This window comes from Novosphingobium sp. BL-A-41-Hi4B-X5A (assembly GCF_055521705.1).
Window position 1 is genome coordinate 2,304,864 of the sequence record NZ_CM145500.1, and the last position, 13,108, is coordinate 2,317,971.

The following is a 13,108-nucleotide window of genomic DNA, read 5'->3' on the forward strand; positions in this document are numbered from 1 at the left end:
CAGAAGGATTAGGCGGCGTTCGCCTTGACCAGCTCGCGCTTCACCTTGAGGGCGCGCGTCGAAAGCTTGGTGTCCGACTGCTTCAGCAGCCAGTTGTCGAGACCGCCGTTGTGCTCGACCGAGCGCAGACCATGGGTCGACACGCGGAACTTGAAGCTGCGCTCCAGCTTCTCGCTCATCAGCGTGACGTTCTGCAGGTTGGGCAGGAACAGACGCTTGGTCTTGTTGTTGGCGTGGCTTACGTTGTGACCGACTTGGCGGCCCTTACCGGTCAGTTCGCAGATACGCGACATGGCTAAAACTCGCTTGTGTTCGATAATACCTATCGGGAAGGCGCGGCTCTTATCGATTCACCGGACGAAGTCAAGGATTCGCGTTGCGTGTCTGGAACGGATCGTCGCTTGCGCGACGATCCTGACACGGCACCAGCCCACTCCCCCGCCCGACCACCCACGAGAGTATCCTGAATGGGTGGTCGGGCGGGGGAGTGGGCTGGTGCCGCCGCCATTCGCCTTGCGAATGGCCAGCAAACGAATATGCCGTAGGCATGACCCGCTGGCCCCTTCCCGAACCGATGCGACTGGCCTTTGCTCAAGCCCGTAAGGCTGCCGAGGAAGGCGAAGTGCCGATCGGGGCGGTGATCGTCAAGGACGGCAAGGTCATCGCCGCGGCTCACAACCAGCCGCGCAAGCTGTGTGACCCCACCGCCCACGCCGAAGTGCTGGCGATTCGGGCTGCCGCTGCGGCGCTGGGGCAGGAACGTCTCGAAGGGTGTGACCTGTGGGTCAGCCTTGAGCCTTGCGCGATGTGTGCGGGTGCCATTGCCCACGCACGCATCGACCGCGTCTATTATGCGGCCAGCGATCCCAAGGGCGGCGCGGTGGAGCATGGCGCGCGGGTGTTCGACCAGCCGACCTGCCTGCACCGGCCCGAAGTCTATTCCGGCATGGGGGAGGACGAGGCAGCGGACCTGCTCCGCAGCTTCTTCCGCGAGCGGCGTTAGAAGGAGCGCCAGATCCTCACGGGCACCGTGTCCGGCGGCCCGGCGTTGCCGATCGGGCAGCGCGCGGGCTTGAGCTTGCGCGAATGGCACAGATGCACCTCGCGCAGCCAGCCGTCGCGGCCGAGCAGCAGGCGAATCATCTCCGGCCTGAGGCGCGGATTGGCGATGACCAGCGCCTGCTTGACCTTGCCAACGTCCAGCGCATCCGTGCGCGACAGGCGGGCCATGTCGGGAAACTCGAGGCTCTGGAACAGCTCGCGGCCCTTGGCGAAATAGTCCGCGGGGCTGATGCCCATGCAGGTGCCGTGCTTGGCCCATTCGTGCATCATGAGATCGGTCGAAGGCGTAGTGCAGAAGTTGCGGCGCAGGACTTGCGCATCGGGCAGCAGCCGCGAAGGGCAGTACTGCGGATACTTGCCGTCCTTGCCATCTGGCCAGAGCCCGTGGAGCACGAAGCCAAAACGCCCCTGTCGGCCCGAACACTGCGTGGCATGGCGCGGATCATCCTTGCGCGTGCGGCAGAACTCGGGCGACCAGCTGATCGCTAGCGTGTAGCCGGTCGTCGGCATCACCCGGGTCTGCGCATCGGGCGCGGGCAGGGGCGGCACGCTGATCTGCGGCGGCACCTGACACTGCCAGCCCTGCGCGAGGGCGGGGCTGGATGCGATAACCGCGACCGCTGCCAGCCAGCGCATGGTCAGTCTGCCTTGCCCTGCTTCAACCACGCCGTCGATGCGGGCAGGAACATCAGCACGCCTGCGGCAATCATCAGCAGGATTGCGATGACCGAGAAGATGGCGAAGGGAATGCCGATCATCGTCGCTACTGCCGGAATGCCACCCAGCCCCAGGACGTCGAGCGCGATCACGGCAACAAGGAACCAGCGCGCTATCGCAAAGCGCCCTCGGGACACTGCGAGCGCAAGACCGATGGCCACCAGCGCGTTTGCAAAAGGGCCGATCAGCAACTCGTTGCGGCCGACTTCCAGCGCGGCGGCCATGGCCCCTGCATTGGCAACGATGTTGACGATGCGGATCAGCTGGCTGGCGATCACGCTGATTTCAAAGGCTCGGATGGTGGCGGGACGCATCTTGGGTTCCGTTCAGGCGAGGGGCGTGAAATCGAGGCCGATGTCGGCGGCAGGCGCGCTTTGGGTCAGGCGGCCGACCGAGACGTAATCGACTCCCGAAGCGGCAATCGCGCCGATCGTGTCGAGCCGCACGCCGCCCGAGGCCTCGCACGGCACGCGGCCTGCGACGAGCGCCACGGCTTCGCGCAAGCGGTCAGGGCCCATGTTGTCAAGCAGCAGGCGGGTTGCTCCGGCATCGAGCGCGGGCAGGATCTGGTCGATATGATCGACTTCGCAGATCACATCCTTGACGCCGGCAGACAGTGCGCGGCGCACGGCCTCCGCCACACCGCCTGCCACAAGCACGTGGTTGTCCTTGATCATCGCCGCATCCCACAGGCCCATGCGGTGATTGGTCCCGCCGCCGGTGCGCACGGCATACTTTTCGAGGTGGCGCAGTCCGGGGATGGTCTTGCGGGTATCAAGCAGCTTTGCGTTCGTGTCTCCCATGGCATCGACATATTGGCGGGTCAGTGTCGCCACGCCCGACAGGTGCTGCACGGTGTTCAGCGCGCTGCGCTCGCCCGTGAGCATGGCGCGGGCATTGCCTTCGAGCCGCATCAAGTCCGAACCGGGTGCCACCCGCGCGCCTTCCTCGACCAGGATCTCGATTGTCATGTCGGGATCGAGCGCGCGGAAGAATGCGGCCGCGATCGGCAACCCGCAGACCGTGATCGCATCGCGGCTGTCCATCACGCCCGAAAAGCGGGCGTCTGCCGGGATCACGCTTTCGCTGGTGACGTCATGCCCGCCGCCGGGCAAGCCTTCACCAAGATCCTCGGCCAGCGTTGCCGCGACGAAGGCTTCCAGATCGAAGCCGGGAATGGAGAAACTGCTCATGCAGAGCGCATTACCATTCCCGGCCTTTCTGTCGAGGTCAGTGAACGAAGCGCGCGACCACGTCGCGGTAGGAGCGCGACACCTTCACTTCGGCGCCGCTTTCCAGCACGAGGAAGCATTCGCCGTTGGTGTGCGGCTTGACCTGGCGCACCTGGTCAAGGTTGACGATCTTCGAGCGGTGCACGCGCTGGAACACGCGGGGATCGAGGCGGCGCTCGAGATCCTTCATCGTTTCGCGCAGGATCAGCGAATTGTCGCCGGTGTAGATGCACATGTAGTCACCAGCGGCCTCGATCCGCTCGATCGTGTCGACATCGACGCGGAAGATCTTGCCGCGATCCTTGATGTTGATGAGCTTTTCGAAGCGGCCGACCACCGGCTCGCCCTCGTCCTCGATTTCGGGCATGGCGCCAGGGGCCACTTCAGCGAGCACGTTCTTGAGCTTGTCGGCCTCTTCGCGGCTGCGCTTTTCCGAAAGCCGGGTGCGCGCGCGGTCAAGCGCGTCGGCAAGGCGGTCTTCCTCCACCGGCTTGAGCAGGTAATCGACCGCGTTGGCCTCGAACGCCTTGATCGCGTGTTCGGAATATGCGGTCACGAACACGAACAACGGCGGGTCGATTTCCATCACGCCCTTGACCACCGAGAAGCCGTCAAAGCCGGGCATCTGGATGTCGCAGAACACGAGGTCGGGCTTTTCGGTCTTGATCTTGCGGATGGCCTCGCGGCCGTTCGAACAGGTGTCGATCACTTCGACATCGGGGAAGGCCTGAAGGCGGAGCTGCAGCCCCTGAATGGCCAGTTTCTCGTCGTCGACGAGGATCGTGCGGATCGTCATGCGGTTCCCTTGGGTCTTGTCCAGACTTGGATCACGTTGCGCCCCCGAAACGGTCCCCCGTTGGAGTCTGCCTGATGGCAGGACGGGTAAAGTGGCAGTCGGTTCCCGAGATCATGCACCAACCCCCATGCCGGCCCCGATCGGGCGCCGGACGGGAATGCCTGGTACAGGCTCGGCCTTTGCTTCGAACGGCAGTTCGAGCACGACCTGAAAACCCCCTTCCGGGCGGTTTGAAATATCGAAGCGCTGGTTCTCGCCATAGGCCTGGACCAGACGGTCGCGGATGTTGGCAAGACCGATCCCGGTGCTGTCACTGCTCACGCCGAACACGCTTGAAGGATCGGTGCCCGGGGGCAAGCCCGGCCCGGTGTCCGACACGGTGACCCGCAGCATTGGACCGACGAGTTGCGCCTCAACCGTGATTTCCGCGCCGTACTCCATCGGGCTGACGGCATACTTGATCGCATTTTCGACCAGCGGCTGCAGCAGCAGCGAGGGCATCAACCCGTTGCGCACGGCATCGTCGATGCGGAATTCCGTCCGAACGCGCTCCTCGAAGCGCATGCGCTCGATATCGAGGTAGAGCTTCAGCGTCTCGATTTCCTGCGCCACGGTTACCCGTGCGGTCGGCTCGTTCACCAGCGTGTAGCGCAGGAACGAGGACAGGCGCGAAAGCATCGCGTTGGCGGGTTCGGTCTGCTTGAGCAGGACCAGCGTGGAGATGGAGTTGAGCGTGTTGAACAGGAAGTGCGGGTTGAGCTGGTAGCGCAGCATGGCCAGCTGGGCCGAAGTTGCCTGCGCTTCCAGCCGCATCAGCTGGTCGTTCTGCTCTTCCACCTGCAGGAAGAAGTTGATCGCGTAATAGAGCCCGGTCCACGAGATCACGAGCGTGAGGTCGAGGTAGAAAACCCCGAGGAACAGCTGCGCGAAACTGGCATCGCCGCCCTGCCGGTAAAGGCTTATCACCCACGAATCGATGAAGGCGTAGAGGCCGACGGCCACCGACATCGCGATGGCGGTCACGCCCCAGGTCACGATCGGCCGCCGATTGATCAGCGCGCGATAGATCACCGACAGGATCAGCGAGATCGAGAAGCCGGTGATCGTGGCGATGACGACGATGACGAGGAACGACCACGGCTGTGCATTGGCGATGGACGACATCGCACGCAGCAGCATAGCGCCGCCCCAGCCCATGAACTGCAGGCGCCAGAAGGCTCTGTTCTTGTTGCCGAAGAACGGCGTCGGTCTGAACGGCAGCGCAGCCATGAAAAGGTTTGTAACCGTTCGGACCGGCGGAGGCTAGTCCGCCTCAGCCCTTGCGTGCTGCATCGATGGCGGCCTGCAGGTCTTCCTGCGGAACTGCCCCGTGAACGAGCTGTTCGCCGATCACCCAGGCGGGCGTTCCATTGATGCCGAGCTGGCGGGCCAGCTGCAGGTTGCGCTTCAGCTCTTCCTCGACATCGGGCCGGGCCGCAAAGGTCCTTGCCGAGGCGAGGTCGAGCCCTGCCGCGGTTGCCGCAGCGGTGATGCTGGCGTCCGAAAGCCGGGCGCCTTCGAACATCGCCTTGTGATAGGCGGGATACTTGCCCTGCGCTGCGGCGGCCAGTGCCATGCGTGCGGCGGGCGCGCTTTCGGGCGCGATGATCGGCAATTCGCGCACCACAACGCGCAGGTCCGGGTTCTTCGCGATCAGCGCGTCGAGCGTCTTCACGCTCTGTCGGCAATAAGTGCAGGCAAAGTCGGTGAACTCGACCAGCGTGACCTTGCCGTTGGGATTGCCCATGACCGCACCGGGGAAGGGCGTTTCGAGCGCGCCGCGCATCGGACCGATCTGTGCTGCCGCCTCGCGCTGTTGCAACCGCTCCATCGCTTCGGGCAGGACTTCGGGGTGTTCGAGAATATAGGACCGCACCAGTCCTTCGATCGCGGCGCGTTCCTTTCCGTCGATCCCGGCGCTGGCCAGCGAGGCTTCGAGCTGCGCGTCGTCACTTGCTGCGGTGTCGGCGTCGCGGTGGGCGTACCACCATCCTCCAGCAGCGCCGCCTGCGGCAAGGAGCAGGGCGAGGGCGGCGAATGCGTCAATGCGGCGGGGCTGTGTATCTGACATCGACTGGTGCCTAGCGGGATTTCTTCTGGCGTTCCATCATTGCCCGCGCCGACATCGCAATGTCCTGCGCGCGCAGCCAGTCGGGCGTGCCCTTGGGCAGTGCCGCTTCGGCCGCCTCGGCGCTGCGCACGGCTTCGGCCAGTTGCATGTTCATCAGCTGCTGTTCGGCACTGGCAAGGCGCGCGCGCGGAATGTCGCCCTTGGCTTCATAGACCACGCCGAGCTGGTACCAGGTGAAGGGGTTGTCCCGATCGCGCGATGCCGAGGTCTTCAGCACTTTCTCGGCTTCGGCAAAATTGTCCTTGTCCTCGGTGGCGATCAGGGCGTGGCCAAAGGTCGTCGCTATCAGCGGCTCGTTGCCGGTCAGCTGTGTTGCCTTGCGCAGTGGCGGCAGGGCATCGGCGGGGCGGCCGGATTCGAGCAGGATCTGTCCTTCCAGCTCGAGAAAATAGGGGTTGTCCGGATCGCTGGCGATCAGGGCCCTGGTCTCCGCCAGCGCCTTGTCGACGTAAGCCTCCTTGTGGAAGGCATAGGCGCGGGCATAGCGCGCGGGAATATCGGTCATGTAGTCGGGGTAGGCGCGCAGCGTGTCCTGCGGTTCGGCCAGATAGCCATTGAGCTTGGCCTTGACCCGCTGGAACCGCGCCTGCAGCTCGGCCGGGGGCGGGGTGTTCCACGCCGGGTCCTTTTCATAGACATCCTGAAGCGTGGTCAGGCGGTCGGACGTCATCGGGTGGGTGCTGTAGAACTCCGCGTCCGGATTCTTGCTGGCATTGTAGCCATAGCGGAATTCCTGGTTCTGCAGCTTCTTGAAGAACTCGATCGAACCGCGCCCGGAAATGCCGGCGTCGGAAAGGAACTTCGCGCCCGCAGCGTCGGCTGAACTTTCCTGCGCGCGGCTGAAAGCCAGAAACTTGCCCAGCGCGGCCTGCTGCCCGGCCATGAACACGCCAAGCGCGGCATCGGGCGATCCTGCGGCAGCCGCCAGCCCGCCGAGCAGCAGCGACAGTACGGTGATGCCGGTGGCCGGCTTCAGCCCCTCGTTATAGCGGATGATGTGGCCGCCGGTGATATGGCCGAGCTCGTGCGCGATCACGCCCTGCAATTCGTTGACGTTGTCAGCCGCGCTGATCAGCCCCGAATGGATATAGATCGCCTGCCCACCGGCAACGAAGGCGTTGATCGATCCGTCGTTCAGCAGGACCAGATCGATGGCGTTAGGGTTGAACCCCGCCGCCTTGAAGATCGGCGCGGAGGCATCGCGGAACAGCGCCTCGGTCTCCGCATCGCGCAGCACCGATTGCGCTGCGGCAGGCTGGATGCACAGCGACAGCACGGCAAGGAGCGCGAGCAGGCGCGCAAGGAGCAGGGCGGGGATTCGGACTGTCACGGCGCTCGGACTATCGGCCAGCAGCCTGAACCGCAACTGAAGGTGCCGTGACCCTGGCGAGGAACGGCAGCACCGCATCGAGCGCGCGGGTATCGCGCGAGAACGGGCGCGCGAACATCATGATGATGCCTTCGTGGGTCACGCCGTCGAGCAGGACCGGCTGGTTCGGCGCGCCTGCCTCGGTCAATCGCTGGGCCAGCGCCTTGGAATTGCGCGGCTTTACCCGGGTGTCGGCATCCCCGGTCACCAGCAGCAGCGGCGGCGCGTCCTGGCGTGCGAAGTTCACCGGCTGGGTTCCGGAAAGATCAGGCGCATCGCCGAAGCTGTTGATGGTCGCCGGCGAATCGAGGGGCAGGAAATCGAACGGTCCGGCAAGCGAGACCGTCCCGCGGATTACCCGCGTATCCAGCCCCACGCCATTCAGCCAGTGCGGATCAAGCGTGAGCATGACCACGTTGTAGGCCCCGGCCGAATGCCCCATCAGCGCCATGCGCGCCGGATCGCCATGATACTTCGCGGCATTGTCCTGCACCCAGCGCAGGGCGGCAGCGCCGTCCTCCAGCATGCCGGGAAACTTCGCCTGCGGATAGAGCCGGTAACCCGCCAGCACGACCGCATAGCCCTGCGCGCACAGCGTCCGCGCGATGAAGCGATAGTCGTGGGGATCGCCGCTCGCCCAGCTGCCACCATGCACGAACACCACGATCGGCAGCGTGCCCTTGGCGCCTTGCGGCACGAACATCTCGAGCTTTTGCGCCGGGTCCTTGCCATAGCGCTCGGCCGCGACCTGCTGGATCGCGCCATCGCCACCGTTGAGCAGTTTGTCGGCGCCGTCGAGCACGGCCACGGCGTTTTCCTGCATGGCATGGCGGTAGGCAAGATAGCCCACCAGCCCGAGCAGGACGAAGCAAAGCGCCGCCCAGCCGATCCACCCCATGCGTCGCTTGCCCTTGACCGTCCGTGCCATGGGGCACTGGCTAGCAGGCTGCCGCCATTGCGCAAGGCACCTGCAGGGGCAGTGGGTCAGCCGATCAGATGGCGCGCCGCGCGTTCGAACAGGGCTGCGTCATCGTGTACTTCGCCCAGCGCGACGATCTCACCGCTTTCAAGGCGACGCACCACCACCAGCGCGAACTCCTCGCCTTCGGGCGGCGCGATCTCGGTGACCTTGCGTGCCGGCAGCGCGCGCAGCGATTGCGCCAGCGCTTCGGGCCCGCGCTTGGCCAGCGCCTTGCCGGCTTCCTCGCGGCGCAGACGGCGCTCGGCATTGATCACGCCCTTGAGGCCGCCGGCAGCCTCGGAAAGATAGGCACCCAGCTCGCCACGGCGCAGGCCGATGCGTTGCGCATGGGTCAGCGCGGTGGCGTACTCGGTCAGACGCGTCTTGTCGTAGTCGGCGCCGAACACCAGCTTGACCACCGGCGTCATCGGCGCGCGCTCCTGCATGGTCAGCCCTGCGTCGTCCAGCAGTTCGGCAAACTCTTCAGGTTCGGCCTGCGCCGCCAGGGCGAAGTCCCAGGCCCGTCCGATCGCGGCATAAAGCGCGCTGCGGGTGCGGTCCTCGCTCGAATTGGCAACCAAGGCCAGTTCGCGCGCCGAAGCGAGCCAATCGGCCAGGGCTTCCGGTTCATCGGCAGGTGCGCCTGCGGGCAGCGGCAGGATATCGTCGTCGAGCCCAAAGGCGGGCTCAGGAAAGATATCGCCGTCAAGCGAGGCCGGCCCATCGGCCCAGGCATCGGTCGGCTCGATCAGCGGACGGCGCGGCTGGCTCTTGATCGGTGCCGAATCGAGCGCCTGCCCGATTTCCAGCAGCAACTCGTCGGTCGTCGCCTGGTCGGCCAGTTCCTTCCAGTTGATCGCGCCCATGATGTAGTCGATGCGCGTTCCGTCCGAGGAGAACGGCAGCAGGATGCCACGGTAGAGGATTGTGCGGCCAAAGTGGTTCACGAACTCGGCTTCGAAGCCGATCGGTGCCTGATTGGCGATGATCTGCATGTAATGATCGGTGATGCGTGACAGCAGCGATCGGCCGGGCACCTGACTCAGGCGGGTGATCGAGCTTTCCGTGCCGCACTCGTCGGCCAGCTTCGCGCCGAGGAAGGCGATCGCCGGGTCCTCGATCCCTTCGTCGAAGTGCAGCAGCACGAGGTTGTCGGCAAAGTCCGGGTAAGTGCCCGAGAGCAGCGGGGCGACCAGCGGGAACGAATGTTCGCCCAGCAGGCCTGCCCAATAGTTGTAGGCGCGCACCTGCATGCGGCGCTCGTCCTGCCCCACCACCGGCGGCGGCTCGCTCGGCACGTCGTCCTCGAAACCGCCCAGGTCGAGTTCGGCCTCGGCGGCATCACGATCAAATCCACGCAAAGTATCCATCAGGCTCACCTGGTCCCCTTTATGGGATGCAGGTCTGGCGCAACTTCGTGAAGAAGTGCTTAAGTTGCGCCAGTGGAGCTTATGTCAGGTTAACGCGCGGCGATGGCCGCAGCTTTGGCGAGCAGCCGTTCGCTTTGCGCAAGATGCAGCAATTCCGCCATTTTCCCGTTCACCCGCAGGGCGCCCTTGCCGGCGTTGGCAGGGTCGGCAAAAGCCGCAACGATTGCTTCCGCTTCGGCGATATCTCCCTCGGACGGGGCAAAGATGCGGTTGCACACGGCAAGTTGCGCCGGGTGGATCAGCGTCTTTCCATCGAATCCCGAATCGCGCGCCTGTACGCATTCGCCCTCGAGACGTGCGGTATCCTCGATCGCGTTGCACACCCCGTCGAGGATCACGAGGCCATTGGCCCGCGCCGCCAGCACTGCCATGGTCAGCACCGGCAGGAACGCCATCCGCCCCGGCAACTGGGCGATGCCGCTATCCTTGGCAAGATCGTTGAGCCCCAGCACGAAGCCTGCAAGGCGCGTGGTTGCGGCGCAATCGGCAATCCGCTCCAGCGCCAGCACGGCGCGCGGCGTCTCGATCATCACCCACAGCCTGACCTCGGGCGCAAATCCAGCCGCGTCCATCGCTGCGGAAAGCGCCTGGACATCGCCGGCATCGTCCACCTTCGGGGCCAGCACCGCCTCGACCGGCGCCTGCGCCAGCGCTGCGAGATCGTCATGCCCCCAAGGCGTCGACAGGCCGTTGATCCGCGCGATCAGCCGGCGATGCCCGAAGCCGCCTGCCTGCACTTCGGCGACCAGCGCCGCGCGCGCTTCGGCCTTGGCTTCGGGCGCCACCGCATCTTCCAGATCGAGGCACACGGCATCGCAATCAAGGCTGCGCGCCTTGGCCATCGCCCGGGCATTGCTGGCTGGCATGTAGAGAAGCGAGCGCAAAGGGCGGGCGTCGGTCATCGCGAGAACTTTCCGTCTTCAGCTTTTCACGGCAGGAACAGCGTCCAGCCGCCCCTCTTCGCGCGTCGGCATAGGCGCAAAAAAGTGCATGGCAAGCGAAAGCACCAGCCATGCAGCAGCGGCATGAAGTGCGGCCGGCAGGCTCGAGAGATCAGCCACCGTGCCCCAGCACCATGCCCCCAGCGCCATCCCGCCGAACGTGACCGCCTGGTAAATCGACAGGCAGCGGCCGAGAATGTCTTCCGGACTGCGGAGCTGCATCGCGACGTTAAGGCTGGTCATCGCGCTGGCCCAGCCCATGCCGCCCACGAAAGCGGCCACGACTGCCATCGGAATGCCCGTCGCCGAAGCCATCAGCACCTGCGCGCAGGCGAAGATCAGCGTCGCGCCGGTCACCACGGTCTCGCTGCCGAGCCGCTGGCGCACTTTCGAGACGAACAGCGCCGTCACGATCGAGCCGATGCCGAAGCCGCCCAGCATAAGGCCGTAATCGAGCTCGCTGCCCTTGAGCATGTCGCGCGCCACACTTGGCATCAGCGCCTGCAGGCCTGCCGCGCCAAAGCCGATGGCGAGGCCACGCAGCAGGACTTTGCGGATCGGGGAAGACGACGCGCAGAAGCGGACACCCCGGCCGATCGCAGCAAGCATCGGTTCGCGCATCGGCGGCAGCGATTCGGGCCGCCAGCGCGACAGCACCACGATCATGCCAAGATAGCTCACCGCGTTCAGCGCGAAAGCGAGGCTGGTATCCCACAGCGAGATCAATATCCCGCCCAATGCAGGCCCAACGCTCCGCGCCAGGTTGAACGAGATCGCGTTGAGCGAGATCGCCTGCGGCAGATCCTCGCGCCCGACCTGCAGCCGTACCGATGCCTGCCAGGCCGGCCCGTTCAGCGCCGTGCCCATGCCCACCATCAGCGTCAGCGCCAGCAGGGATAATGGCCCGACATTGCCGGTATAGGCGAGCACGGCCAGCACCGAGGACACGACCAGCATGCCCGTCTGCGCCGCCAGCATCACGCGGCGGCGGTCGTAGTTGTCGGCAATGGCACCGGCGAACACGCCCAGCAGCAGGATCGGGATCGTCGCCGAGGCCTGAACCAGCGCCACCAGCACGTGGCTGGTGGTCAGCTCGGTCATCAGCCATGCCGCGCCCACCGACTGGATCATCGAGCCGATGTTGGAGAACAGGTTGGCCGTCCAGATGGCCCGAAATGCGGGGTAGCGGAACGGCGCCAGGGAACTTCGATTGGCAGGCTTGGCAGAAGCGGCTGGCACTACAGGTATCGGACCTTCATCTTCATGCGGACGGGTGCACCGCCGGTTACGTCAAAGGCTGCTGCCTCGAACTTGGGCGCCGACATCTTGACCGGCGCATCGCGCGAGAAGCCGAAGCCTTCCTTCGGCAGGAACAGCGTCTTGTCCATCTTCTTGTTCCTGTTCTCGTCATGCAGGAGAACGATGGCATAGCGCCCCGGCATCACGTCGCGGATCACCAAGGGGCCGGGCTGGTCTGCCCGGATCGAGGCGGTGCGGCGGTTGGGGTCCTTGTCGCATCCTTCCGGAAACAGTTTGGGATTTGCGCTCATGCACAGCCAGATCATGCCCTTGGCATTGCGCAGTCCGTTGATGTCGACCGTTACGCTGGTCGGCGCGGGAGCGTTTCCGGCGAGGAGGAGGGGCAGCAGGAATGCGATGCGCTTCATGGTGCGGACAGTCCCTTGTCTGTGCCGCACAGCCGATCCCAGAAACGGAAATAGAGACCGTAGTTGCAGCGGTAGAGTTCGTGGTGACGATGGTGGTGGCTCGCCGTTATCAGCCAGTTCCCTGCGCCAGAATGAACGAGCCAGCGGGGGAACATCTCCCAGCCCATGTGATTGGTCACGCCCATCACGGTCATCACCAGCAGCACCAGTCCGAGCATCCCGGCATGGATCGGGATCACGAAGACCAGCGCCGGGATCAGCAACGAGACGATCGCCGCCTCTATGGGATGGAAGTTCATGGCGGCCCATGCCGTCGGCGGGCGGCTGGCGTGATGGATCGCGTGGACCTGCCTGAACACCGCCGGGCGATGCATCCAGCGGTGGGTCCAGTAGAACCAGGTGTCATGGATGAAGAGGTAGAGTAGCAGCGAGACCGGCATCCACCACAGCGGATAGGCCAGCGGATCGGTGTAGATCTTCGTCCAGCCGCGCTGCTGCCAGCCCCAGGCGACCACGCCTGCCGGCACGCCATAGATGGCGGCGGTGGCGAGGCTCCAGGTGATTTCCGAACGAATTTGCCTGTCGAGCCCGGCGTAGTGGCCGGGCCGCACCTTGTGCGTCGCCCAGGCGAACATGCCGCTGGTGATCAGGTAGCGCACCGCGACGATCACGGTCATGGCAATCGCCGAGGCTAGAACGCTGTCCATCGCACGGCTCTATGCCAAGGTTTTGGGCGGGAGGACAGCCCTGCCTTGGGGCAGGG

At 65.1% G+C, this 13,108-nt stretch carries 15 protein-coding genes; 1 reads left to right on the forward strand and 14 read right to left on the reverse strand.

Annotated features, from left to right (window positions below; genetic code table 11):
• Positions 1–8 precede the first annotated feature (8 nt).
• On the reverse strand, positions 9–293 hold the full coding sequence (rpmB, locus tag ACZ1JY_RS11175) for a 50S ribosomal protein L28 (RefSeq protein ID WP_039333029.1): 285 nt from the start codon (positions 291–293) through the stop codon (positions 9–11).
• 254 nt (positions 294–547) lie between these two features.
• On the opposite strand from rpmB, the gene ACZ1JY_RS11180 reads away from it, so the two are divergent.
• Entirely contained in the window at positions 548–1,003 is a 456-nt protein-coding gene (locus ACZ1JY_RS11180; RefSeq protein ID WP_465129309.1) for a nucleoside deaminase, read from the forward strand.
• Here ACZ1JY_RS11180 and ACZ1JY_RS11185 read toward each other — a convergent pair.
• The 13 genes from ACZ1JY_RS11185 to ACZ1JY_RS11245 form a co-directional block, all read right to left on the reverse strand.
• Positions 1,000–1,698 carry a ribonuclease T2 gene (locus tag ACZ1JY_RS11185; protein ID WP_465129310.1) on the reverse strand — a complete coding sequence of 233 codons (699 nt, stop codon included), beginning with the start codon at positions 1,696–1,698 and terminating at the stop codon, positions 1,000–1,002. The genes ACZ1JY_RS11180 and ACZ1JY_RS11185 overlap by 4 nt on opposite strands.
• A 2-nt stretch (positions 1,699–1,700) precedes the next feature.
• Positions 1,701–2,093: a hypothetical protein gene (locus tag ACZ1JY_RS11190; protein WP_118072724.1), complete on the reverse strand. Its 393-nt coding sequence runs from the start codon at positions 2,091–2,093 to the stop codon at positions 1,701–1,703.
• Positions 2,094–2,105: 12 nt separating this feature from the next.
• Complete coding sequence (gene nadC, locus ACZ1JY_RS11195; RefSeq protein WP_118072723.1) at positions 2,106–2,972, reverse strand: carboxylating nicotinate-nucleotide diphosphorylase; 867 nt, start codon at positions 2,970–2,972, stop codon at positions 2,106–2,108.
• A gap of 37 nt (positions 2,973–3,009) precedes the next feature.
• Positions 3,010–3,807 (reverse strand): LytR/AlgR family response regulator transcription factor, encoded by a 798-nt coding sequence (locus ACZ1JY_RS11200; RefSeq protein ID WP_118072722.1) that lies wholly within the window; start codon positions 3,805–3,807, stop codon positions 3,010–3,012.
• Between the two features lie 111 nt (positions 3,808–3,918).
• A complete protein-coding gene (locus ACZ1JY_RS11205) occupies positions 3,919–5,076 on the reverse strand; it encodes a sensor histidine kinase (protein WP_465129311.1) in 1,158 nt (385 codons plus the stop codon).
• A gap of 43 nt (positions 5,077–5,119) precedes the next feature.
• Entirely contained in the window at positions 5,120–5,917 is a 798-nt protein-coding gene (locus tag ACZ1JY_RS11210) for a DsbA family protein (RefSeq protein WP_465129312.1), read from the reverse strand.
• 10 nt (positions 5,918–5,927) lie between these two features.
• The gene (locus ACZ1JY_RS11215) at positions 5,928–7,307 is read right to left on the reverse strand and encodes a M48 family metalloprotease (RefSeq protein WP_465129313.1); all 1,380 of its coding nucleotides are present in this window, start codon (positions 7,305–7,307) and stop codon (positions 5,928–5,930) included.
• 10 nt (positions 7,308–7,317) lie between these two features.
• Positions 7,318–8,274 (reverse strand): alpha/beta hydrolase, encoded by a 957-nt coding sequence (locus ACZ1JY_RS11220; RefSeq protein WP_465129314.1) that lies wholly within the window; start codon positions 8,272–8,274, stop codon positions 7,318–7,320.
• 56 nt (positions 8,275–8,330) lie between these two features.
• Positions 8,331–9,677, reverse strand: a complete 1,347-nt coding sequence (locus ACZ1JY_RS11225) for a PAS domain-containing protein (RefSeq protein ID WP_465129315.1) — start codon at positions 9,675–9,677, stop codon at positions 8,331–8,333.
• 89 nt (positions 9,678–9,766) lie between these two features.
• Positions 9,767–10,639 carry an HpcH/HpaI aldolase/citrate lyase family protein gene (locus ACZ1JY_RS11230; RefSeq protein WP_465129316.1) on the reverse strand — a complete coding sequence of 291 codons (873 nt, stop codon included), beginning with the start codon at positions 10,637–10,639 and terminating at the stop codon, positions 9,767–9,769.
• Positions 10,640–10,657: 18 nt separating this feature from the next.
• Positions 10,658–11,917: an MFS transporter gene (locus ACZ1JY_RS11235; protein ID WP_118072720.1), complete on the reverse strand. Its 1,260-nt coding sequence runs from the start codon at positions 11,915–11,917 to the stop codon at positions 10,658–10,660.
• Entirely contained in the window at positions 11,917–12,345 is a 429-nt protein-coding gene (locus ACZ1JY_RS11240) for a DUF2141 domain-containing protein (protein WP_465129317.1), read from the reverse strand. The genes ACZ1JY_RS11235 and ACZ1JY_RS11240 overlap by 1 nt, the downstream gene beginning before the upstream one ends.
• Positions 12,342–13,052, reverse strand: coding sequence for a sterol desaturase family protein (locus ACZ1JY_RS11245; protein WP_118072718.1), 711 nt, complete (start codon positions 13,050–13,052; stop codon positions 12,342–12,344). Before ACZ1JY_RS11245 ends, ACZ1JY_RS11240 begins: the two co-directional genes overlap by 4 nt.
• Positions 13,053–13,108: the final 56 nt, after the last annotated feature.

Bases quoted from the DNA above. Each gene is read 5' to 3' on its own strand.
- rpmB (WP_039333029.1), bottom strand. From the start codon at position 293: ATGTCGCGTATCTGCGAACTGACCGGTAAGGGCCGCCAAGTCGGTCAC.
- ACZ1JY_RS11180 (WP_465129309.1), top strand. From the start codon at position 548: ATGACCCGCTGGCCCCTTCCCGAACCGATGCGACTGGCCTTTGCTCAA.
- ACZ1JY_RS11185 (WP_465129310.1), bottom strand. From the start codon at position 1,698: ATGCGCTGGCTGGCAGCGGTCGCGGTTATCGCATCCAGCCCCGCCCTC.
- ACZ1JY_RS11190 (WP_118072724.1), bottom strand. From the start codon at position 2,093: ATGCGTCCCGCCACCATCCGAGCCTTTGAAATCAGCGTGATCGCCAGC.
- nadC (WP_118072723.1), bottom strand. From the start codon at position 2,972: ATGAGCAGTTTCTCCATTCCCGGCTTCGATCTGGAAGCCTTCGTCGCG.
- ACZ1JY_RS11200 (WP_118072722.1), bottom strand. From the start codon at position 3,807: ATGACGATCCGCACGATCCTCGTCGACGACGAGAAACTGGCCATTCAG.
- ACZ1JY_RS11205 (WP_465129311.1), bottom strand. From the start codon at position 5,076: ATGGCTGCGCTGCCGTTCAGACCGACGCCGTTCTTCGGCAACAAGAAC.
- ACZ1JY_RS11210 (WP_465129312.1), bottom strand. From the start codon at position 5,917: ATGTCAGATACACAGCCCCGCCGCATTGACGCATTCGCCGCCCTCGCC.
- ACZ1JY_RS11220 (WP_465129314.1), bottom strand. From the start codon at position 8,274: ATGGCACGGACGGTCAAGGGCAAGCGACGCATGGGGTGGATCGGCTGG.
- ACZ1JY_RS11225 (WP_465129315.1), bottom strand. From the start codon at position 9,677: ATGGATACTTTGCGTGGATTTGATCGTGATGCCGCCGAGGCCGAACTC.
- ACZ1JY_RS11230 (WP_465129316.1), bottom strand. From the start codon at position 10,639: ATGACCGACGCCCGCCCTTTGCGCTCGCTTCTCTACATGCCAGCCAGC.
- ACZ1JY_RS11240 (WP_465129317.1), bottom strand. From the start codon at position 12,345: ATGAAGCGCATCGCATTCCTGCTGCCCCTCCTCCTCGCCGGAAACGCT.
- ACZ1JY_RS11245 (WP_118072718.1), bottom strand. From the start codon at position 13,052: ATGGACAGCGTTCTAGCCTCGGCGATTGCCATGACCGTGATCGTCGCG.